This is a genomic window from Bullifex porci (genome assembly GCF_009695635.1).
GTDB classification, from domain to species: Bacteria; Spirochaetota; Spirochaetia; order Sphaerochaetales; family Sphaerochaetaceae; genus Bullifex; species Bullifex porci.
Genome location: NZ_VUNN01000021.1, coordinates 18,434 through 40,348 on the forward strand (window position 1 = coordinate 18,434; position 21,915 = coordinate 40,348).

19 protein-coding genes are annotated in these 21,915 nt (G+C 36.4%); 14 read left to right on the forward strand and 5 right to left on the reverse strand.

The annotated features are described in order from the left end of the window. Positions 1-6 precede the first annotated feature (6 nt). From FYJ80_RS09340 to gdhA, 3 genes are all read right to left on the reverse strand, one after another. Positions 7-1,377 carry a sodium-dependent transporter gene (locus FYJ80_RS09340; protein ID WP_154426256.1) on the reverse strand — a complete coding sequence of 457 codons (1,371 nt, stop codon included), beginning with the start codon at positions 1,375-1,377 and terminating at the stop codon, positions 7-9. A gap of 114 nt (positions 1,378-1,491) precedes the next feature. Further along, complete coding sequence (locus FYJ80_RS09345) at positions 1,492-3,006, reverse strand: DUF1846 domain-containing protein (RefSeq protein ID WP_154426258.1); 1,515 nt, start codon at positions 3,004-3,006, stop codon at positions 1,492-1,494. Positions 3,007-3,013: 7 nt separating this feature from the next. Further along, on the reverse strand, positions 3,014-4,369 hold the full coding sequence (gene gdhA, locus FYJ80_RS09350; protein WP_154426260.1) for an NADP-specific glutamate dehydrogenase: 1,356 nt from the start codon (positions 4,367-4,369) through the stop codon (positions 3,014-3,016). Between the two features lie 560 nt (positions 4,370-4,929). On the opposite strand from gdhA, the gene FYJ80_RS11785 reads away from it, so the two are divergent. The 5 genes from FYJ80_RS11785 to FYJ80_RS09375 all read left to right on the forward strand — a co-directional run bounded on the left by FYJ80_RS11785 (position 4,930) and on the right by FYJ80_RS09375 (position 9,117). Next, a complete protein-coding gene (locus FYJ80_RS11785; RefSeq protein WP_206361054.1) occupies positions 4,930-5,088 on the forward strand; it encodes a hypothetical protein in 159 nt (52 codons plus the stop codon). Positions 5,089-5,610: 522 nt separating this feature from the next. Further along, positions 5,611-6,561, forward strand: a complete 951-nt coding sequence (locus tag FYJ80_RS09360; protein ID WP_154426262.1) for an ABC transporter substrate-binding protein — start codon at positions 5,611-5,613, stop codon at positions 6,559-6,561. 23 nt (positions 6,562-6,584) lie between these two features. Beyond that, positions 6,585-7,496: an ABC transporter permease gene (locus tag FYJ80_RS09365; RefSeq protein ID WP_154426264.1), complete on the forward strand. Its 912-nt coding sequence runs from the start codon at positions 6,585-6,587 to the stop codon at positions 7,494-7,496. Continuing rightward, a complete protein-coding gene (locus FYJ80_RS09370; protein ID WP_154426266.1) occupies positions 7,489-8,286 on the forward strand; it encodes an ABC transporter ATP-binding protein in 798 nt (265 codons plus the stop codon). The genes FYJ80_RS09365 and FYJ80_RS09370 overlap by 8 nt, the downstream gene beginning before the upstream one ends. A 66-nt stretch (positions 8,287-8,352) precedes the next feature. After that, positions 8,353-9,117 (forward strand): SDR family NAD(P)-dependent oxidoreductase, encoded by a 765-nt coding sequence (locus FYJ80_RS09375; protein WP_154426268.1) that lies wholly within the window; start codon positions 8,353-8,355, stop codon positions 9,115-9,117. Between the two features lie 112 nt (positions 9,118-9,229). Here the strand turns inward: FYJ80_RS09375 and FYJ80_RS09380 are convergent, their stop codons facing one another. Continuing rightward, positions 9,230-10,792: a glucose-6-phosphate isomerase gene (locus FYJ80_RS09380; RefSeq protein WP_154426270.1), complete on the reverse strand. Its 1,563-nt coding sequence runs from the start codon at positions 10,790-10,792 to the stop codon at positions 9,230-9,232. 13 nt (positions 10,793-10,805) lie between these two features. After that, positions 10,806-11,276 carry an arginine repressor gene (locus tag FYJ80_RS09385; protein WP_276987259.1) on the reverse strand — a complete coding sequence of 157 codons (471 nt, stop codon included), beginning with the start codon at positions 11,274-11,276 and terminating at the stop codon, positions 10,806-10,808. Positions 11,277-11,517: 241 nt separating this feature from the next. Between FYJ80_RS09385 and FYJ80_RS09390 the strand changes: the two genes are divergently transcribed. The 9 genes from FYJ80_RS09390 to FYJ80_RS09430 all read left to right on the forward strand — a co-directional run bounded on the left by FYJ80_RS09390 (position 11,518) and on the right by FYJ80_RS09430 (position 21,703). After that, the gene (locus FYJ80_RS09390; protein ID WP_154426274.1) at positions 11,518-12,069 is read left to right on the forward strand and encodes a LemA family protein; all 552 of its coding nucleotides are present in this window, start codon (positions 11,518-11,520) and stop codon (positions 12,067-12,069) included. Further along, positions 12,070-13,908: a DUF2207 domain-containing protein gene (locus FYJ80_RS09395; protein ID WP_154426276.1), complete on the forward strand. Its 1,839-nt coding sequence runs from the start codon at positions 12,070-12,072 to the stop codon at positions 13,906-13,908. Next, the gene (locus FYJ80_RS09400; protein ID WP_154426278.1) at positions 13,902-14,549 is read left to right on the forward strand and encodes a diacylglycerol/polyprenol kinase family protein; all 648 of its coding nucleotides are present in this window, start codon (positions 13,902-13,904) and stop codon (positions 14,547-14,549) included. The genes FYJ80_RS09395 and FYJ80_RS09400 overlap by 7 nt, the downstream gene beginning before the upstream one ends. After that, positions 14,543-15,376 (forward strand): DUF92 domain-containing protein, encoded by an 834-nt coding sequence (locus FYJ80_RS09405; protein WP_154426280.1) that lies wholly within the window; start codon positions 14,543-14,545, stop codon positions 15,374-15,376. The genes FYJ80_RS09400 and FYJ80_RS09405 overlap by 7 nt, the downstream gene beginning before the upstream one ends. Before the next feature lie 77 nt (positions 15,377-15,453). Further along, positions 15,454-17,082 carry a chaperonin GroEL gene (gene groL / locus FYJ80_RS09410; RefSeq protein ID WP_154426282.1) on the forward strand — a complete coding sequence of 543 codons (1,629 nt, stop codon included), beginning with the start codon at positions 15,454-15,456 and terminating at the stop codon, positions 17,080-17,082. A gap of 87 nt (positions 17,083-17,169) precedes the next feature. After that, positions 17,170-18,366 (forward strand): DUF262 domain-containing protein, encoded by a 1,197-nt coding sequence (locus FYJ80_RS09415; protein WP_154426284.1) that lies wholly within the window; start codon positions 17,170-17,172, stop codon positions 18,364-18,366. Positions 18,367-18,368: 2 nt separating this feature from the next. Then, positions 18,369-19,727 (forward strand): DUF262 domain-containing protein, encoded by a 1,359-nt coding sequence (locus FYJ80_RS09420; protein WP_154426286.1) that lies wholly within the window; start codon positions 18,369-18,371, stop codon positions 19,725-19,727. A gap of 36 nt (positions 19,728-19,763) precedes the next feature. Continuing rightward, complete coding sequence (locus FYJ80_RS09425; protein ID WP_154426288.1) at positions 19,764-20,957, forward strand: ATP-grasp domain-containing protein; 1,194 nt, start codon at positions 19,764-19,766, stop codon at positions 20,955-20,957. After that, complete coding sequence (locus FYJ80_RS09430) at positions 20,957-21,703, forward strand: alpha/beta hydrolase-fold protein (RefSeq protein WP_154426290.1); 747 nt, start codon at positions 20,957-20,959, stop codon at positions 21,701-21,703. Before FYJ80_RS09425 ends, FYJ80_RS09430 begins: the two co-directional genes overlap by 1 nt. Positions 21,704-21,915: the final 212 nt, after the last annotated feature.

The following is a 21,915-nucleotide window of genomic DNA, read 5'->3' on the forward strand; positions in this document are numbered from 1 at the left end:
TAACCCTCAAATTAATTTATCTAAGATACCCTTTGCCATGATAATTGCTATCAATATAGGTACTATATATGAGACATAAAATTTTGCTTTAGAAGGGAATTTTAATCCTTCTCCTTTATTTGCTTCCTTTAAAAAGCTATCCCAACCCCAACCAGATTTTCTAGTAACAAAGAGAACAAATAATAAGCAACCGAGTGGAAGCATTATATTAGAAACTATAAAATCCTCTAGGTCTAAAATATTACTTCCCTCTCCAAATGGTTGAATTGAAGAAAGAATGTTAAAGCCTAAAATACACGGAAGTGATAGTACTAATATTAAAATATAGTTAATTAAGCACGCCTTCCTTCTGCTCATCTTCTTTACATCAATCCAATAGCTGATAATATTTTCAAATACAGCAATTAATGTTGATAGAGCAGCAAATGACATAAATAAAAAGAACAAGGATGCCCAAATCCTTCCACCCTTCATCTGAGAAAATATATTTGGAAGTGTGATAAATAGTAGAGAAGGTCCTTGGTCTGGTGCAACGTCATAAGAAAAGCATGCTGGGAAAATAATAATTCCTGCTGTTATTGCAACGAAGGTATCGAGTGCAATAATTCTTACACTTTCTCCAGCTAGAGAGTGCTTATCATCGATGTAGGAACCAAAAATTGCCATTGATCCTATTCCAACTGAGAGTGTAAAGAAGGCTTGCCCTAAGGCTTCATATAGTATTGTGAAAAAGCCGATTTCTTTCATCGACTTAAAGTTAGGTATCAAGTAGAACTTTAAGCCCTCAGCAGTTCTAGAAAGTGTTAATGAGTGAATAGTAAGCAAAAGCATAATGAAAAGTAGAGTAAGCATTATGTATTTAGTAATTCTCTCAACACCCTTCTCAAGTCCAATAGCTACTACAAGCATTGAAATTGATACTGCGACTGCCATCCAAATTGTTTGCTTCAAAGGATTAGCTGTTAAAGAAGAAAAAACTTTAGCAATATCAGTTGTATCAAGATTATCAAAGGTGCCAACTAAAGATGAGATGAAATATGAGATTATCCAGCCTGCAATACATGAGTAGAACATAATTAATATATAATTTCCAACTATTGCAGTTGGACCCCAAAGATGCCATTTAGCTCCTTGTTTTTCTAATTTTTCTAATCCATTACCTATACTTTGTTTACTACCTCTACCGATTGAAAATTCAATTGTCATCATCGGTAGTCCTAATAGAATTAGAAAAATTAGGTATATTAATACAAACCCAGCACCTCCATTTTTTCCTACGATATATGGAAAGCGCCAAACATTCCCAAGTCCAATTGCACATCCTGCAGAGAGTAGAATAAAGCCTAATCTACTACCTAATGTTTCCCTTTTATACATTACTTACTTCCATTTGTTATAATTTTAATTATGTAAGACAATAGTGTAGCATGAGTAACATATAGAAACAAGGCTAAGAAAAGTAATGCCGAGGTTTACTCGGCAACTATTAAGTTAAGGATTATAAATATTTTTTGTCGGGAACTTAGGCTCAGCAGTTACATTCATGCCTAATTTTCTAAGTCCTATTAAGTCTCCAGCTGAAGGTATGTGAGAAAAATGAACCTCTGAACCCTTTAATTCAGGAAGCTTATTCATTGCCTTTTCTGCATACTTGTTACTTGTTGCACTCATAGCAAGGCAAATTAATATCTCATCAATGTTTAGAGATACTCCTCTACCTGTAAGGATATCACGCTTCATCCGTGTGATACTTTCAATTACTTCTGGAGAGATTAAGTTTATTTCTTGATCAATATCAGAAAGCTTTTTTAGTGCATTTAGAATGAGAGCGGAGCCTGCATGCATTATCTCTGAGTTATGAGCTGTAACAATAGTTGAATCATTAATTTCTATTGCAGCAGCACAAACTGTACCCTTGTTTCCCTTGAGAGAACGAGAAATTGCACTATCAAGGGCAAGCTTACAGGCAGGTACTACCTTTCTATCCTCTGGAACAAGGCCTGCTTTATCCATTATAGCCTTTGCTCTCATGATGCATTCATCACTGCAAAGACCTGAAGCATAATCCATTTGAGCACGGAAGAATCTTCTAATAATTTCTTGCTTTCCAGCTTCTTTACAAACCTCATCATCTATTATGCCAAAGCCAATACGGTTAACGCCCATATCGGTTGGAGATTTATAGATACTCTTTCCAGTAATTTTAGTTAGGATTGCAGATAAAAGAGGGAAGGCCTCAATATCTCTATTATAGTTAACTGCGACCTTATTATATGCATCTAAATGGAAGTGGTCGATTAAGTTGTAATCGCCAATATCTAGGGTTGCAGCTTCATAAGCAATATTTACTGGATGCTGAAGCGGTAGATTCCAAACCGGAAATGTTTCAAATTTTGAATATGTACTTTTTATTCCAGCCTTAGACTCATGGTAAAGCTGACTTAAGCAGGTAGCAAGCTTACCACTGCCTGGACCTGGAGCTGTTACTAATACTATAGGCTTATCGGTAGGGATATAGCTATTCTTTCCATATCCCTCATCCGATACTATTACATCAACATTTGATGGGTAGCCAGGTGTTGCAGAGTGGGTAAATACATTAATACCCTTACTCTCAAGCTTTTTCTTAAAGAGTACTGCAGCACTCTGACCTGCGAATCTAGTAATGACAACATTATGGCATCTTAAGCCATAGGAGGCAAAGTCATCGATCATCTTGAAAACATCACTGTCATAGCTGATACCGAAATCTGTTCTGATTTTCCTTCTCTCGATATCTCCTGCATAGATACAGATGATCACATCAATCTTATCCTTTAGGCTTTCAAATACCTTCATCTTTATTGAAGGATCGAAACCAGGAAGTACACGAGCTGCATGGTAGTCAAAGAGTAACTTACCGCCACACTCAATGTAGAGCTTTCCTTCACTATTATTTACGCGATCAAGGATGAACCTTGCCTGCTCCTCAATGTACTTTTTGTTGTCAAAACCAATCTTTTTCATTTTCTAATCAAACGTAACCCTGTGCAATCATAGCTTCAGAGACTTTGAGGAAGCTTGCAATATTTGCACCATCAACAAAGTTATTATGCTCTGAATACTTGTCTGCAGCAGAAGAGATACTATCATAGATGCCTTTCATGATCTGTTGTAGCTTCTGATCTACCTCTTCACTTGTCCACTTGAGGCGCATAGAGTTCTGGCACATTTCAAGACCAGATACTGCAACACCACCAGCGTTAGCTGCCTTAGCAGGAGCGAGTAATACACCATTTTCAAGGAATATTTTCTCTGCCTCTGCCTGACATGGCATATTAGCACCTTCTCCTATTAATTGTATACCATTATTAACTAGGTTCTTTGCATCTGCAACTGTGATTTCATTCTGAGTTGCACAAGGGAAAGCATAATCAGCCTTGATATCCCAAATTGGATTTGGCTTAGATGTATCACGAGCGATATACTCAACGTTATACTTTTCAGCATATTCGTGGATTCTACCTCTCTTAACGTTCTTAAGCTGCTTTACATATGCAAGCTTCTCTGGTGTGATACCACTTGGGTCATAAATCATACCGTTAGAGTCAGAAAGTGTTACAACCTTTGCACCTAATGAGTTGAGCTTTTCAACTGTGAACTGAGCAACGTTACCACTACCAGATACTAGACATTCCTTACCTTCAAGTGTCTTACCTTCACCCTTAAGGATGTAGTCTGAGAGGTAAACAAGGCCATAGCCTGTAGCTTCTGGTCTAATTAAAGAACCACCATAGGTCTGTCCCTTACCAGTTAATACGCCCTCAAAGCGGTTTGTAAGTCTCTTATACTGACCAAATAGGAAGCCAATTTCTCTTCCGCCAACACCGATATCACCTGCTGGTACGTCTGTGTTAGGTCCAATGTGTCTATAAAGCTCTGTCATGAAGCTCTGGCAGAAGCGCATTACTTCAGCATCACTCTTTCCCTTTGGATTGAAGTCAGAGCCACCCTTACCACCACCCATTGGGAGACCTGTAAGAGCATTTTTGAAAACCTGTTCAAAAGCTAAGAACTTCATGATTGAAAGGTTTACAGAAGGGTGTAATCTTAAGCCACCTTTATATGGGCCGATAGCTGAAGACTGCTGAATTCTAAAGCCTCTGTTAATCTGAACGCGACCTTCGTCATCAATCCAAGGAACGCGGAAGATAACTGCTCTTTCTGGTTCAACCATTCTCTCGAGAATCTTGTGATATGTTACTTCTGGGAGCTCATCAATAATCTTATCCATTGAAAGTAAGAATGTGTAAACTGCCTGCTGGAACTCTTTCTGGTCTGGATCAAGCTGGCATACGCGCTTATAAACGCTTTCTGTAACTTCATGCATTGTAGTTTTCTCCTTGGGAGAAGATAACTGTGTCGTTGTGTTATTTTCCTTCCCGCCGATAATATAGACGAAAAAAAGTCAATTTGAAAAGAGTTATTAATGAATAAATTGTGAATAAAAATGCACCATTGTGCATAAAAATTTTTAAAATTATTTCATGATAATAAAATTTTTCTTAATGAGATTAGTAAATCATCAAAAAATAAAAATAAAAATGAAGAAATCATAAATAAAATTTTTTTTATTTATATTTACTTAAAATATTGATTTATAATTCTATTGAAGAGCTTTGTGCTATTGTTACACACAATACCAATTATATTGGAAGCAAATACAACATATTAGAAAAAAATCTTACCTAAGATTTATTAAATGCAAAATTTATACTTTTTAACATTGTTAAGATACCTTTATCAATAATAGGAAGAAATCAATGTGATACAATTTACCATATAAACAATAAGTGAGATTAAGTTGTTTTATGGAAAGAGTAACTGAACTAAAATCAATAATACATTCAAAAAGAGCTAATTTGTATTATTTAGAAAAATGTAGGGGTAATGGTAAAAGATGGGAGAGCAGTATATTTATCTGAGGAATCAAAACAGCTTGATTATTGGAATATACCTATTGCTAATACAACTGTAATTATTCTTGGAACTGGGACATCAATAACAAATTCCGCTGGTGTTTTGATTAGAAAAATGGAAATAGGTTAAGATGAATCATTAGCACGATTAAAGGGTATTAGATAGTTTTTTAATTTTCTAGCGTAGGAAAGGATTTAATCAAAAAAAACTACAGATTGCTGCCGCGTAGGCAGCTTAGAAATTTTATGTATACAGACTCCTTAAAGAAACTTAGATTGCTGTCGCGTAGGCAGCTTAGAAAAAATCCTCAAATTGATATGGACGTATCTTTAAGATTGCTGCCGAGTAGGTAGCTTAGTGCAACTTGCGACCTATTGTGGTCGCAAATGCATTATTTAACGGTTATTTTGTTTATAAAGCGGGTTGTTACTTATATATGCATCTAACCCAGGAAACTTATTTAAAGGAGTTAAACTAATTTTCGAGTGTATTAAGTTTGTTCAGAACATTTTACTTTAAATTGTTTATGCAAATTGATGTATTATTATACATAAAATATACACAACTGTTGACTTTTGTTTATCTTATCACTAATCTAATAGAGAATTGTCCCTTCGGGGCGGTATTTTTTTCTCTATAAAGAGGTAGATTATGAAAAAAGTTCTCGTCGTTTTGTTAGCTCTATTGATGTGCGCATCTGTATTTGCTCAGGGTTCTGCAGAGTCAAGTAAAAAGTACACAGTTGGTATTTGTCAGTTAGTTCAGCATCCAGCTCTTGATGCTGCTACACAGGGTTTCAAAGACGCTCTTATTAAAGGACTCGGTGATTCAGTCGTTATCGATGAACAGAACGCTTCTGGTGAAGCTACAAACTGTTCAACAATTGTAAATGGTTTTGTTGCTAAGAATGTTGACTTAATTCTTGCTAATGCTACTGCTCCTCTCCAGGCTGCAGCTTCTGCAACAAGTAAGATTCCTGTACTTGGTACATCTATTACAGACTATGCTTCAGCTCTTGAAATTGACGGCTGGACTGGTACAGTTGGAACTAACGTTTCTGGTACATCTGACCTTGCTCCACTTGATAAACAGGCTGAAATGGTTAAGGAGCTCTTCCCAACAGCTAAGAAAGTAGGTTTACTCTACTGCTCAGCTGAAGCTAACTCAGTTTACCAGGTAGAAGTTATGGAAAAAGAACTTGCTAAGCTTGGATATGAAACAGCTAGATTCTCATTCACAGATACAAATGATGTAGCATCTGTTGCTCAGAAGGCTGCTGACAGTGTAGATGTTATTTACATCCCTACAGATAACACAGCTGCTTCTAACACAGAAGCTATTGCAAACGTAGTAATTCCTTCAAAGACTCCAGTAGTTGCTGGTGAAGAGGGTATTTGTTCAGGTTGTGGTGTTGCAACACTTTCAATCAGTTACTATGATATCGGTTATGCTACAGGTGAGATGGCAGTTTCAATCCTCAAGGATGGTGCTGATGTTTCTAAGATGCCTGTTCAGTATGCACCACAGGTCACAAAGAAGTATAACGCAGCTATTTGTGAAGCCCTCGGAATTGCAGCTCCAGCAGGTTACGTAGCTATCTAATAATATCTTTAGGGGTTGTTGTAATGATTTCACTCTTGAATGCACTTCCAGGTGCAGTATCACAGGGCTTGATTTGGGGTATAATGGCTTTAGGTGTATATGTCACCTATAGAATCCTCGATGTAGCCGATCTTACTGTTGACGGTTCTCTTGCTACAGGTGGCGCTGTATGCGTTGTCATGATTAGAGCGGGAGTTAATCCATATATTGCAGTTCTTGCTGCCACCGGTGTAGGTGCAATCGCTGGGCTTATCACAGCAGCCCTTCATACAAAGTGTGGTATTCCTGCTATTCTTGCGGGAATACTCACTCAGCTTGCTTTATATTCTGTAAACCTAAGAATTATGGGCGGAAAGTCAAATCAGCCAGTAAGTGTTGATAAATATGACTTATTAGTATCACAACGCTATGTTCGTGATCTTTCATTCGATAACCCAGTTCTTTTGTTATTAATTCTTTTAGCAATTCTTATTGGTGTTATTTATTGGTTCTTTGGAACAGAAAAAGGTTGTTCAATGAGAGCAACTGGTGCCAATAAGGATATGGCTAGAGCACAAGGTATTAACCCAGATAACGATATTATCCTTGGCCTTATGATTTCTAATGCATTAGTAGCACTCTCAGGTGCACTAGTTGCTCAATATCAAGGTGCTGTTGATGTTAACATGGGTCGTGGTGCAATCGTAATTGGTCTTGCTTCCGTTATTATCGGTGAAGTTGTATTTAAGAAAATTAAGCATAACTTTGCAGGAACTCTTTCCTTTGTTGTCTGCGGTGCAATTATCTACTATATCGTTATCCAAATCACTCTCCAGCTCGGATTAAACACAAACGATCTCAAGCTCATTACAGCTGTAATTGTTGCGCTTTTCTTAGCAGTTCCTTATTGGAAGAGTAAAGTATTTTCTCATCATAAGGGGGTAAAGAATGCTTGAGCTGAAGAATATTTCAAAGACCTTTAATAAAGGTACAATTAATGCAAAGCTAGCGCTTGATAACTTAAGCTTAACACTTAATGATGGTGATTTCGTTACTGTTATCGGCGGTAATGGTGCTGGTAAATCAACAATGCTAAATGCTATCGCTGGTGTATTCTTCGTAGATGAAGGTACTATCAAAGCAGATGATGTTGATTTAACAAACATGCCAGACTACAAAAGAGCTACAATGCTTGGACGTGTATTCCAAGATCCTATGAAGGGTACAAATCCTAACATGATGATCGAGGAAAATATGGCTCTTGCATTAAGACGTGGTCAAAGAAGAGGTTTAAAATGGGGTATTACTAAGGATGAACGTGAGATGTTCTACCAAGCTCTAAAAGGACTTAACCTCGGTCTTGAGGATAGACTTACTACAAAGGTTGGTCTACTCTCTGGTGGACAGCGTCAAGCACTAACTCTTTTGATGGCAACCTTAAAGAAGCCAAAAGTACTACTTTTAGATGAGCACACAGCAGCTTTGGACCCTAAGACAGCTGAAAAGGTTCTTGCTATGTCTGATAAGGTAGTTTCAGAAAATAATTTAACAACCATGATGGTAACACACAACATGAGAGATGCTATTGCACATGGTAATAGACTTATCATGATGGATGCTGGTCATATTGTTGTTGATATTTCTGGTGATGATAAGAAAAAGCTCACTGTACCTGATCTTTTAGATATGTTCTCAAAGGCAAGTGGAAGTACAGAAGCCAATGATGCAATGCTTTTATCAAAATAAAAAATAAATTTATATCGATTAAGCCTCCCGAAAAAGTATATAATTAAATAGACGGGAGGCTTTTTTATGAAAAGATTAGATGGAAAAGTATGTATTATCACAGGTTCTAACTCAGGCGTAGGTGCTGCAACTGCTGAGCTTTTTGCTGCTGAGGGTGCAAAGGTAGTTATTACTGCAAGAAGAGTTGATAAGCTTGAAGAAGTTGCTAACAAGATTAAGGCTAATGGTGGTGAAGTATTAGCTGTTAGATGTGATGTTAGTAATGAAGAAGATGTAAAGAACATGGTAAAGGCCGCAGTTGATACCTTTGGAACAGTAGATGTACTTGTTAACAATGCTGGCATTCTTGAAGAGGGCTTAAAGCCAATTGATAAGTGTACTCTCGAGGATATCGAAAAGGTTTACTCAATCAACGCTAAGGGCACAATGCTTTGTTCTAGAGAAGCTACAAAGGTAATGAAGGAGCATGGAAAGGGTTCTATTGTTAACCTAGATTCTGCTGCAGGCTACTATGGTTGTGGTGGTGCTGCATATGTAGCAAGTAAGGGTGCTGTTATCTCACTTACTAAGCACATTGCAATGCGCTTTGCTGGTCAGGGAATTAGATGTAACTCAATTTGTCCAGGAACTATCGTAACTCCTATGACAATGAAATTAAATCCAGCAGCATTAGATCCTGATATGATGGGCCAGATGGCTAAGCATGCTGACTTAAAGGTTCAGCCATGTATGCCTGATGATGTTGCAAAGATCCTTTTATTCCTTGCAAGTGATGATTCAAGACCTATTACAGGACAAATTATTGTAACTGACTTTGGTTCTTCACTTTGATAAAGTGAAAATACAAACGAAAAAATGGGCTGTTTTACAGTCCATTTTATTTTCTCTTTAAAAAAGAAAACTACCGGGCGAGCCGGTAGTTATATTTTGTTTAAAGCTTAAATCAGATTAATAAATCTGCAAAAGCCTTTAAGATTTCATCTCCCTGACAGCCATTGAGAACCTTCTTAGCAAGTACCTTACCAAGCTGTACACCTTCTTGGTCGAAGGAGTTAAGGTTCCATAAGAAGCCCTGGAACATTACTTTATTCTCGAAGTGTGCGAGAAGAGCACCAAGAGCAAGAGGAGTTAATCTGTTAGCATAGATTAATGAGGATGGTCTTTCTCCATCAAATTCCTTATTAGGATTGTCATCATTCTTACCAAGAGCAAAAGCAACTATTTGAGCTGCAAGGTTTGCATTAAGCTTTACTTGGCTTGTAGAACCCTCGATTACGATATCTCTTCCAGCCTGGTTTTCCTTAAAGCCAATAAACTGAAGTGGGACGATATCTGTTCCCTGGTGTAGTAGCTGGTAGAAACTATGCTGACCATTAGTTCCTGGCTCACCAAAGATAACAGGTCCTGTAACGTAATTTAGCTTTTCTCCAAAGCGATTTACATGCTTACCATTTGATTCCATATCGAGCTGCTGTAGATGAGCTGGGAAGCGTGAGAGAGCTTGAGAATATGGAAGAATAGCAGTTGAAGGGTATGAGTATACATTTCTAAGATACATACCAATTAATGCATCCATTAAAGCTGCATTCTTTGTAATATCTGTTTCAAGTGCATTCATATCTGCTTCATGAGCACCCTTTAGAATTTCTTCAAAGGTTTCATAGCCAAGAGCAATAGAGAGGATAACACCACCAACAGCACTAGTTGAGCTATATCTACCGCCAATGTAATCATCAATAAAGAATGCATCTAATACATCCTTACTTGAAGCAAGAGGGCTTGTCTTACTTGTTACAGCAACAAGATGCTTAGCAGGGTCTACACCCTTTAAAGATGATGTAACAAGAAGCTGGTTAGTAAGAGTTTCAAGAGTAGTACCTGACTTTGAAACTAATACAAATAGAGTTGTCTCTGGATTAATTGTTCTAATTACAGATGCTGCATCATCTGGGTCAACATTTGAGATGAATTTTGCATTCAAATGCTTAACAGGTGAGTTGTTGATATATTCTGCAAGTGCAAGGTATAGAGCTCTTGGACCAAGGTCTGAACCACCAATACCAATTTGACATACTGTATCAAAAGGCTTACCTGTTGAACCCTTAATTACACCATTTCTTACCTTTTCACTAAAATCCTTAATTCTTGCAAGCTGTGAGGAGTAGAATTCACCTTTATCCTCTCCATCTGCTAGAACAGGAGTTCCTAAGCAGTTACCACGTGTAAGCTGGTGTAATACTAATCTCTTTTCCCCTGGGTTCATAACTTGACCAGATAAAATAGCCTTATATTTTTCTACTAGCTCATCCTCATCTGCTAAAGCTTGCATTAGACTAATAGCCTCATCTGTTACAGGCATAGCAGCATAGTTATAGGTTAATGAACCACCAGCAGCTATATTACATTTTTCAACTCTCTCCTTTGAGAGAAGCTCCTTAATTGAAGCTTTTTTACTATTTGAAAGCTCTGCAAATGCTTTCAAAGTATCGAGATTCTTATATTCCATATTTGCACTCCTTTTAGTTTTCAATTTCAGGGATTCTTGTTTGGAAGCTCTCAAGAAGATCTTCCTTTGTCATTCCTTCACGTAGGACTAGGAAGATTGTGTCATCGCCTGCTATAGAGCCTAATATTTCAGGTAGGTTTAATACATCAAGCGCAAAACCAACACTATTTGCATGTCCTGGTCTTGTTTTTACAACACCAACGTTTCCAGAGAATTCGATAGAGATAATACCTCTACGAACATCTTGGATATAACTCTTTTCTGATTCAGATACTAAATCGTTCTCAGGAAGAGAATAGTAATAACCTGACCAACCATCAGAAATCTTTCCGACCTTTAACATCTTTAAATCTCTTGATAATGTTGCTTGGGTTACGTTAAAGCCTTCTTCTTTTAATAAATCTAGGAGGGTATCTTGGTTATCAATTCTATTATTTTTGATAATCTCCTTAACCACGCTGAGACGATTATGACGTTCTCTCACATTGTACTCCTTTATGCATTTTATATACAAAAATTATACATCTCAAACGTTTTGATTGCAATGAATTTTAAGACTTGATCTTAAATATTGAGGATAAAGCTCCCAGTTTTTTTCTTAGCTAAGAAGTACAACTTATTAATACAATTTCCATCCTTTATTTATTAAATTAATGTTTTTGTGGACACTTCAGCATTTAAATATTATCCTCAAAGGGAAATAAATATTTTATTTGGAGGATGATATGACAGCATTAATCGTTATCATCGCTATTATTGCGATTATTTTGATATATTTTATTTCAGTTTATAATTCATTTGTAAAGCTTAGAAACCAAGCTGAAGAGTCTAGCGCTGGTATAGATGTTCATCTAAAGCAAAGATATGACTTAATCCCAAATTTAGTTGAGACCGTAAAGGGATATGCAAAGCATGAAAATGAGACTCTAGAGGCTGTTATCAAGGCAAGAAATAGTGCAATTAATGCTACAACTATGGAAGCTAAGGATGCTGCTAATAATGCTCTATCTGGAACCTTAAAGTCTCTATTTGCTCTTTCTGAGAGCTACCCTGAATTAAAGGCTAATACTAACTTCTTAGATCTTCAAAAGCAGCTCACAGAGATAGAGAAGGGCTTATTAAATGCTAGAAAGTACTATAACGCAATTGCTAAGAGATTAAACGAAAAGGTTGAGATGTTCCCTTCTAATATTGTTGCGTCTATGACAGGCTTTAAGAAGCTTCCTTATGCAGAGGTAGAGGAAGCTGCAAAGGCAAGAGTTGAAGTAAAATTTTAAATGAAAAAGTTATTTGCTATTATTGCTCTCTGTTTTGTTCTTTTTACTCTTCAGGCAGAGAGCTTCTACATTGAAAATTACGATATTTCTATCACGGTAGAGGAAAACCGTGTCTATAGAGTTACTGAAAACATTGACATGTACTATACATCTCCATCTCATGGATTTTATAGGGATATCCCTGTAAATTATGATAGTGGTTTTAGAGCAATACTCTCTAATATTGATGTAAATGCTACTTGGGATGAAGAGGAGAATAACGATTATATCTCTATAAAAATTGGAGATGCTGATCGCTTAGTAGAGGGAAGACAGCACTATACTATTTCATATGATTATGATTTAGGTGCAGATATATATCCTGATTACGATGAATTTTATTTTAATATTATAGGTCCTGAGTGGAATTGTAATATTAATAATGTTTCCTTTAATGTGGATTTTCCAAAGCCTATTGATAGAAATAAAATTTGGCTAACCTTTGGAGAATATGGAAGCACAAGTCAAATTAAATATTCCTTTGATGGTTCAAGAAGTGTTAGTGGCTCTCTTTCAGGCTTAAATAATAACCAAGCACTAACATTAAGAGTTGAGATGGATGAGGGGTACTTTGTTGGTGCAAGAGTTCCAAAGGATTATTCAGCTTTAGGACTTTCGATTACAGCAATTTCAGCTATTATTGTACTTATTATATTAATTGTACTTTACAAAAAGTATGGTGTTGATAAGCCAATAGTAATTGTTCCAAGATTTGAACCACCTGAGGGACTTTCACCATTAGCAGTAGGATATATTTATGATTCTTCAGCAGATGATAGAGACTTTTCTGCTATGATTTTCTATTGGGCAGATAAGGGCTACATCAAAATTGAGGATGATAATAAGAGCTTTATCCTTCATAAGGTAAAGGACCTTGATAGTGCTCCAGATGAGGAGAAAACACTTTTTAATGCACTATTTGGTAGTAGAGATAGCCTTTCAACTAAGGAAATAGCTTCAACAAATCTAGGGTTGATTTTGCAAAATAAAGTTAAGCCTTCATTAGTAAGAAGATTTTCAAAAGGCGAGCAGTCTCTTAAGGCAAAGAAATCTGAAAGAATGTCAAATCTAGCAGCTATAATTGCTATTATATTTGCTATTGTATCTGGTATTGCAATTAATATCGGAGATATGGAATTTGCAGTATTTTGTGTATTTATTAATATTTTCTATTTTGCGATATGCTCTGTTTTAGTATGGTCTGCTAGTAGAAAGCATGAAATAAGTACACCATTAACTATTCTATTTGCAATTATCATGATAGTAATGACTTTGATTGTCACTGCGGTAACCTTTTCTTTCGCAATTACTGTTAGATGTACTCCTATCTTTGTCTTTATTTCATGTGCTATAAGCTCTATTTTAATAGCTGTAGCGGCTATTCTTTCTCAGCTTATTACAAAGAGAAGTGAGTATGGCCAAAAAATTGTTGAAGAGATTTTAGGGTACAGAGAATTTATTGAAAAGGTTGAGATTGACCAGCTTAAGACATTAATTGATCAAGATCCAGAGTATTACTACCATAACCTAAGCTATGCTATTGCACTAGGCTTAGAGGATAAGTGGTCAAAGAAATTTGAGAACTTATTCTTTACACAGGCTTCCTGGTATTATAGCTCTAACCCAATTCTTGATTATTATTTCTATACTAGAATGTTTAGAAGATTTAACTCTTCATATACTTCTAAGCTAATTACAAGTGGCTTTGAAGGGAAGAGTAGTGGTGGCTCGATAACCTTCTCTGGTTCCTCCGGCTTCTCTGGCGGTGGCTTTGGAGGTGGTGGAGGACGTTCATGGTAGTAGACCAAAACATCCTTTCCCTCTTTGTGTCGGTATGTTTTGTATGTTTTACAGTCCTAGTAGCTTTCTTGCTTTATAGATTTTTACATCTTAGAAATGAAACTGTAAGAAAGCTAATTCATATTACAGTATCAAACTGGGTGTTTATCTTAGTTTATGGGTTTGACAATATAGGCTATGCTTTACTCGGACCTATAATGTTTATCTTTATAAACACTGTATTTGTATATGGAGGCTTTGGACGTTACCTTGGAATGGGAGATAGAAAAAGAGATAATGGACTTATCTATTTCCCAATAACACTATTAATTTTAACACTCTCATATTATAAGGGGATAATGAGAGAGTGTGATGTAATACTTGGTGTTCTTGCTATGGGCTATGGTGATGGCTTAGCGGCTCTTATTGGTTCACGTATTGGAAAGCATAAATATAATGCTTTTGGAGCAAATAAGAGCTATGAGGGTAGCTTTGTAATGTTTGTTACAACCTTAGTTATTGCACTGCTGCTTGATTATTCAATTCCTGTTTCAGTAATTGTAGCTGTAGTAGCTACAATACTTGAATCGATAACTCCTCTTGGTCTTGATAACCTAACAGTACCAATAATGACAGCCCTAATTGGAGTAATATCGTGTTAAGTCTTGTTGATAAATATTTTTTCACAATTCCAATTATATATAGAGCTCTTATTTCCTTAGGAGTTATCTTAATTATTGCGCTTTTAGCATATAAGCTAAAGCAGCTTACAATCTCTGGTGCTTTCGCTGCTACTATTATGGGCTTTACGACACTATTTTTATCGGGAACCTCTGCTTTAATGCTATATTTATTTTTCTTTATAAGTGCAGCCTTTATATCAAAGAGCTCAAAAAGAGTTAGAGGTGTTGAGAAAATACATAAAAAGGGTGCAACAAGAGATTATAAGCAGGTCCTAGCAAATGGATTACTACCTTTAATTTCTATAGTGCTATATAGAATAACTACTAATGGAGTGTTCCTGCTTACCTTCTCAGCTACTTTAGCTGAAGCCTGTGCAGATACTTGGGGTGGTGATATAGGAATATTATCTAAGGAGCCACCTGTCTCAATTTTAACCTTTACTCGAGTTGAAAGAGGGCTCTCTGGTGGAATATCTATGCTAGGGTGCTCAAGCTCTCTATTAGCTTGTATTTTATATGGTATTTTTTACTACTCTACCTTTAATTCAACTCTTTCAGGTGCTCTTTTAGTTGCAGCTGCGGGCTTTTCAGGGTGCTTAATTGATAGCATTCTAGGAGCAAGTATCCAAGTTCATTATATCGATGAAGAAACTGGAAAGCTAACTGAAAAGGAAAAGGATGAGAAGGGAAATAAGAGAAGAGCTGTTAGAGGAATAAAGTACTTTGATAATGATATGGTGAATTTTACTAGTGGTGTTTTTTCTTTTTTACTTAGTTTATCACTTGGCCTGTTTTTACATATTTAGGCCTTGCCGATAAATAAGAATTTAAGTATTTTATCACATGTTGATTTTGAAAACGTAAAGATATAAGGAGATATATTATGGCAAAACAGTTACAGTTCAATGAAGAGGCTAGAAAGTCTCTAGTTAACGGTGTTGAAAAGATTTCAAAGGCTGTTATGACAACATTGGGACCAAAGGGAAGACTTGTTCTTCTTGATAAGAAATATGGTGCTCCTACAGTAACAAAGGATGGTGTATCTGTAGCACGTGAAATTGAGCTTGAGGATCCATTTGAAAACATGGGTGCACAGCTTTTAAAGGAAGTTGCTTCAAAGACTAATGATGTTGCTGGTGACGGAACAACAACAGCTACAGTACTTGCATATGCTATTACAAAGGAAGGTATGAAGAGTGTTGCTGCTGGTGTTAACCCAATGGGCATCAGAAGAGGTATTGATAAGGCTGTTAAGCTTACAGTTGAAGAGATTAAGAAAGATGCAAAGATGATTCAGGAGAAGGAAGAAATCGCACAGGTTGCATCTATCTCCGCTAACAACGATAGAACTATCGGTGATGAAATTGCTAATGCAATGGATAAGGTAGGTAAGGACGGTGTTATTACAGTTGAAGAGTCTAAGACTATTGAGACTACCGTTGATTTCGTTGAAGGTATGCAGTTCGATCGTGGTTATCTCTCAGCTTATTTCTGCAATAATAGAGACACTATGACAAGTGTTATGGAAAACCCATATATCCTTATTTATGATAAGAAAATTAGTAATATGAAGGATCTTCTCCCAGTTCTTGAGAAGGTTGTTCAGACAGGTAAGGGCTTATTAATTATCGCTGAGGATGTTGATGGCGAAGCATTAACAACACTCGTACTTAACTCAGTTAGAGGTACTATCAATGTAGTTGCTGTTAAGGCTCCTGGCTTTGGTGATAGAAGAAAGGCAATGCTTGAGGATATCGCAGTTCTAACAGGTGGTCAGGTAATTACTGAAGAGCTCGGTATGAAGCTTGAAAATGCTGATCTTTCAAGTCTCGGTAGAGCTAAGAGTGTAAAGGTTGAAAAGGAAAATACAACTATTATTAATGGTGCTGGTTCTACAGATGCTATTCGCGATAGAATCGCACAGATTAAGAACCAGATTGTTGATTGCACATCTGACTATGATAGAGAAAAGCTCCAGGAGCGCCTTGCAAAACTCGCAGGTGGTGTTGCTCTAATCAATGTTGGTGCAGCTACAGAGGTTGAGCTCAAGGAGAAGAAGCACAGAGTAGAGGATGCTCTTTCTGCAACTCGTGCTGCTATTGAAGAGGGTGTTATCCCAGGTGGTGGTGTTGCTCTTGTTCAGGCAGTTAATGCTCTTGCTTCTCAGGATCTTTCAAGCCTCACAGAGGATGAGAAGGTTGGCTTCAATATCGTTAAGAGAGCACTCGAAGAGCCTATCAGACAGATTGCAGAGAATGCAGGTCTTGATGGTGCAGTTATCGCTGATCATTGTAAGAATGAGAAGAAGGGTGTTGGCTTCGATGCTAATGAGATGAAGTGGGTTAACATGGTTGAAGCAGGTATCATTGACCCAGTAAAGGTAACAAGATCTGCTTTACAGAATGCAGCTTCAATTGCAGCATTAATCCTCACAACAGAGTGTGCTGTTACAGATATCCCTGCACCAGCTCCAGCTATGCCAGCAGGTAACCCAGAGATGGGTATGATGTGATAAATAATCACTGAGTAATAAGAGCTCCAAGGTCTTAATGGTCTTTGGAGCTTTTTTAATATCTTTGTTTATGTTATTTTTTTGCTCATGGGAAAAGTCACTATAAAAGATGTAAGTATTCAAGAGCTATTAAGCTTAATTAATCATATTCCGCAATATAAGAGTGTATATACTTGGGATGGCCAAAAGACCTCTGAATTAATTAAGGATATCGCAATTGCAAAGGAAAGCTATCCATTGGGTACAATAATCTTTCATAGGGATGATTTAGTAGATGGACTTTCTCGTGTAATAACTCTATCTCTTGCATTTAAGGCACTTGGATATAAATATCCTGAGCTTACTAAAAGCTGGACTCCTGAGGAGCTAAAAAGAATTAAAGAGAATTGGAGAATAATTAAAAAAAGTATAGAGGGCTTTGATAAGGAAAGCTTTAAAAACTCATTACTTAATAATACATTTGTCACTTTAATCATAGCTGAGGAGCTAAGTGATTGCTTTAGCTTCTTTGATAGTGGGCATGAAAGGGGTAGAGAGCTTGATATGGCCGATATTTTGAAGGCTTACCACCTAGTTTCTATGAGAGGTGATAGTGAGAAGGATAAAATTGATAGTGTTGCAAAATGGGAGAGCTTTGATAAAGCAGAGCTACTTCATCTATTTATGCTTCAATCTATGCTATGGCACTATTTAAGAGGTGAAGGAGCTTATCCTTTAACTAAGGAGCATGCCTTTTTATTTGAAGGTGTTGAGAAGGATCGTGATTACCCATATGTAAAGAGAGTATTAGATACACTCTATTGCTTAGAGAGTCCTATGATAAATGGAAAGTGGTTCTTTGATCATACCTTTCATTATATAGATCTTCTTAGAGAAGTTTATAAAATGACTGAAAATGAAATTCCTACTGTTCTAAAGAGAGTTGATTTAAATAATCCAAGCCAAGAGAGATGCTTTGATCTATACCTTGCACTAGCGCTCTTTGCAGCAGATAGGTTTGGAGATAAAACTCAAATATTACTTAAGAAAATATTTAAATATTCATTTGCACCACTACTTGAGGATTTATCTGTAACGCTTTCAAAATTAAATGAGCACGTCTTAGATAGTAAATCATCACTATTAAATGTAATTAGATATTCCTCTGATGTAGGTGAGGTTGATTCCTATAACCTAGCATTAATGCTTGATGGAATGAAGAATATCTCATTTAGAGGCAAGGGACCTGTTAGAGATATTGATTTTGATAAAGATTTTGATATGTGGCTTAAAGAGGAGTGTTGAAGATGGATTTAATGAAATTAAAGATGCTCTTAAATAGCGATAAATATATAGTTCCTGTATATCAAAGAGAATTTGCTTGGAGCCAAGAGGAGCTTATAAGATTAGTAAAAGATATTGAGGATTCAAGAAGGTGTGGTAAAGAGGAGTACTATATGGGCTCTCTAGTTACCTTCCATCTTGAGGACCACTACGAGTTAGTTGATGGACAGCAGCGCTTAACAGCCCTTGCTCTCTTATTTACTCTCTCAAATGATGATAGAAGAATTAACCTTTCCTATGAGGCTCGTCCTGCCTCTGTTGAGAGTCTTGAGAGTCTTCAAAGGGGAGAAGGAAAGAGTGGCCATATTTTTTATCGTTCAAGAGAAATTCTTTCTAGTGAGGTAGAAAAGGTTGATAGAGAAGCTTTCTTTGAGTATTTAAGAGAGCATGTTTATATCCTTAGAACAGAATTAAGTAGCTCTACAGATTTAAACCACTACTTTAAGATTATGAATTCACGTTACCCTCAATGCACAAAGGGAGATGTAGTATTCTCTATCTTACTTTCAAAGCTAGAGAATCCAAAGGAGAGAGAAATAGCTAAGGTTATTTGGAGAGGCCTTGATTCCTTTTCAGGCTTTCTTGCAGGGTGTATTCCAGAGCGCTTATATAACAGAATGATATACGGAGATGGTGTTGCACCTCTATTAGATAGCAGCTATAAATCGTGGTGGAAAATGATAACAAGCCATACAGAGGGTGATGATGATAATATCACATGCTCTCTTGATGATGCTTTAGTTTTTGATAGTGAAGAATATATTCGTCCTATGATGAGAAGTGAAAAGGGTGGATGCTTTTATTCAATATTAACCTTTGAAGAGTTTTTAATGTATGGAGCCTCTCTAATTTTAGAGCTTGAAAACGACTTTGATGATAAGAAAATATTAGAAGTATATTCCCATCTTTCTAGCTTTAATAGTGAAGAGGTTAAAAGCTTTTTATATGATTTACTAATTTTAAGATATTTATTTGACACCTATATTATTAAACGAAATGGTGATGATTGGTGTTTATTAAAATATAAAGATATCAATGAATACGTTTTAGCCTTTGATGAAATGAATAAAAAGCTAGTTAACCTAGAGAGCCTCTATGCTTCAGCTATTGACACTAAATTATGGCTAAAGCCTATCTTAATATTCTTAAGAAAAAATGTTCACTCCTCTGGTGAGGAGCTATTAAAAGCTCTTGAGAGCTATAGCTTTGATTCACAGCTATACTTACTCTATAAGGAGAAGTATTACGATAATAATCTTAGCTCAAAATCATACAAAATTGTCAAAAATGGGTCGCTATTTGATATTTTCAATGATAATTAAATTAGCATATATTATTTCCTAGAAGGATTTTAAAAGATGAACTTTATTTTTATATCACCTCAATTTCCTCATACCTATTGGAATTTCTGCAATAGGTTAAAGAAGAATGGAGTAAACGTTCTTGCAATCGGAGATAGCTCATATGATTCTCTATCAAAGGAGCTAAAGGAATCAATAACAGAGTATTATCGTGTTAATAACATGGAAGATTATGACCAGATGTATAGGGCTGTAGCTTTCTTCGCCTTCAAATATGGTCGTATCGATTGGTTAGAGTCTAATAATGAATATTGGCTCGAGCAGGATGCAAAGCTAAGAACTGATTTTAATATCACAACTGGTGTAGATAATAAGGGAATAAAAAAATATAAGTCTAAATATGAGATGAAGAAGTACTACATCAAGGCTGGTGTACCTGTTGCAAGAATTCATAAGGTTAGTGATTTAAAGAAGGCAAAGAAGTTTATCGATGAAATTGGTGGTTACCCAATTATTGCAAAGCCTGAGTGTGGTGTAGGTGCTGCTCATACATATAAAATTACAAATGATAGTGAGCTTGATTCTTTCTTTGCATCAAAGCCTAACTATGAATACGTTATGGAGGAATTCATCGAGGGTGATATCGTATCCTACGATGTAATTACAAATTCAAAGTGTGAGCCTCTCTTTGAATCTATGACCTGTTGGCCACCTTCAATTGCTGATATTGTTAATAACAAGCTTGATCTTGATTATTACACAGCAGCCGATGTACCTGAGTCATTAAGAGCTCTTGGAAGAGCAACTGTTAAGTCCTTTGATGTTAAATCAAGATTTGTACACCTTGAATTCTTTAAGCTAAGAAAGGATAAAAAGGGCCTTGGTAAGAAGGGTGATTTCGTTGGTCTAGAGGTTAATATGAGACCAGCTGGAGGATATACTCCTGATATGATGAATTGGGCTCATGCAACAGATGTATATCAAATTTGGGCAGATATGGTTTGTCAGGATAATAGAGTAGTACCTGAGCTCAGAATGGATCACTTCTGTGTTTATGCTTCTAGACGTGATAATTACTCATATAAGCACTCCTATGATGAGGTTATTAATAAATACAAGGATAAGATCGTTATGGCCGAGCGTCTTCCAGCTCTTTGGTATGATGCTATGGGTAACTATATGTTTACTGCTCATGCAGATGATGAAGCAGCAGCTCTTGAGTTTATTAGCTTTGTAGAGGAGAGAGCTTAATGGAAGGAAAAATAAGAAGCTCTTTTTCTAAGGTCTTAAATCGTGAGATGACATATAAGACCTTTGGAAAGCGTGGAGGAAGATTATGTATCGCATTTGCTCCTCAAAATGGTAGATATTATGATTTTGAGAGCTTTGGAATGGTCGATACCATAATGCAATACATTGATAGCGGTAAGATTTACCTTGCTCTTGCAGATTCTCTTGATGAGATTTCTTGGTCTTCAAAGACCTTAGATGGTGCAACTAGAGCTAATAACCAAGAAAAATGGTACCACTATATTGTTGATGAGCTATATCCAGATTTAAAGAGACAGTGTGGAAATAAAGAAAGAGCAATAGCTATCGGCTGTTCTATGGGTGGCTACCATGCTGGTAACTTCTTCTTCCGTCGTCCAGATAAATTTGGTGCTATGGTATCTCTTTCAGGAACCTTCAACTCAGATTTATTCTTTGGCCAATATATGGATTCTACTCTATATGATAACTGTCCAGCTGCATTTTTAAGAAATATGCCCCTAGACCATCCTTGGGTAGAGCTATATAAAAATAGTGATATTATTACCTGCTGTGGCCAAGGAGCTTGGGAGGAGGATTTATTAAGAGGCACTAGAGAGCTTGATGAAATCCTAACAAGAATGGAAATTCCACATTTCTCAGATTATTGGGGCTATGATGTTAACCATGATTGGCCATGGTGGAGAAAACAGCTTCCATATTTCTTTGAAAAGTTTATTATCAAATAAGATTATTTAAGGTGCTATATGGCACCTTTTATTATCTTCAAAAGCACCCACTTTAAAAAAAAATCGAATCTTTTTGTATTATTAATAGGTAGAAGTAAAAAGAAATGTCTACCTAAAGGTAGGTTTTATGGATACAAAAGAAGCGATGTATCACTTAGATGAATGTTGTAAAAGGGTAATAAGAAGGCCAGAGATAACAGCTCGGTTTTTGA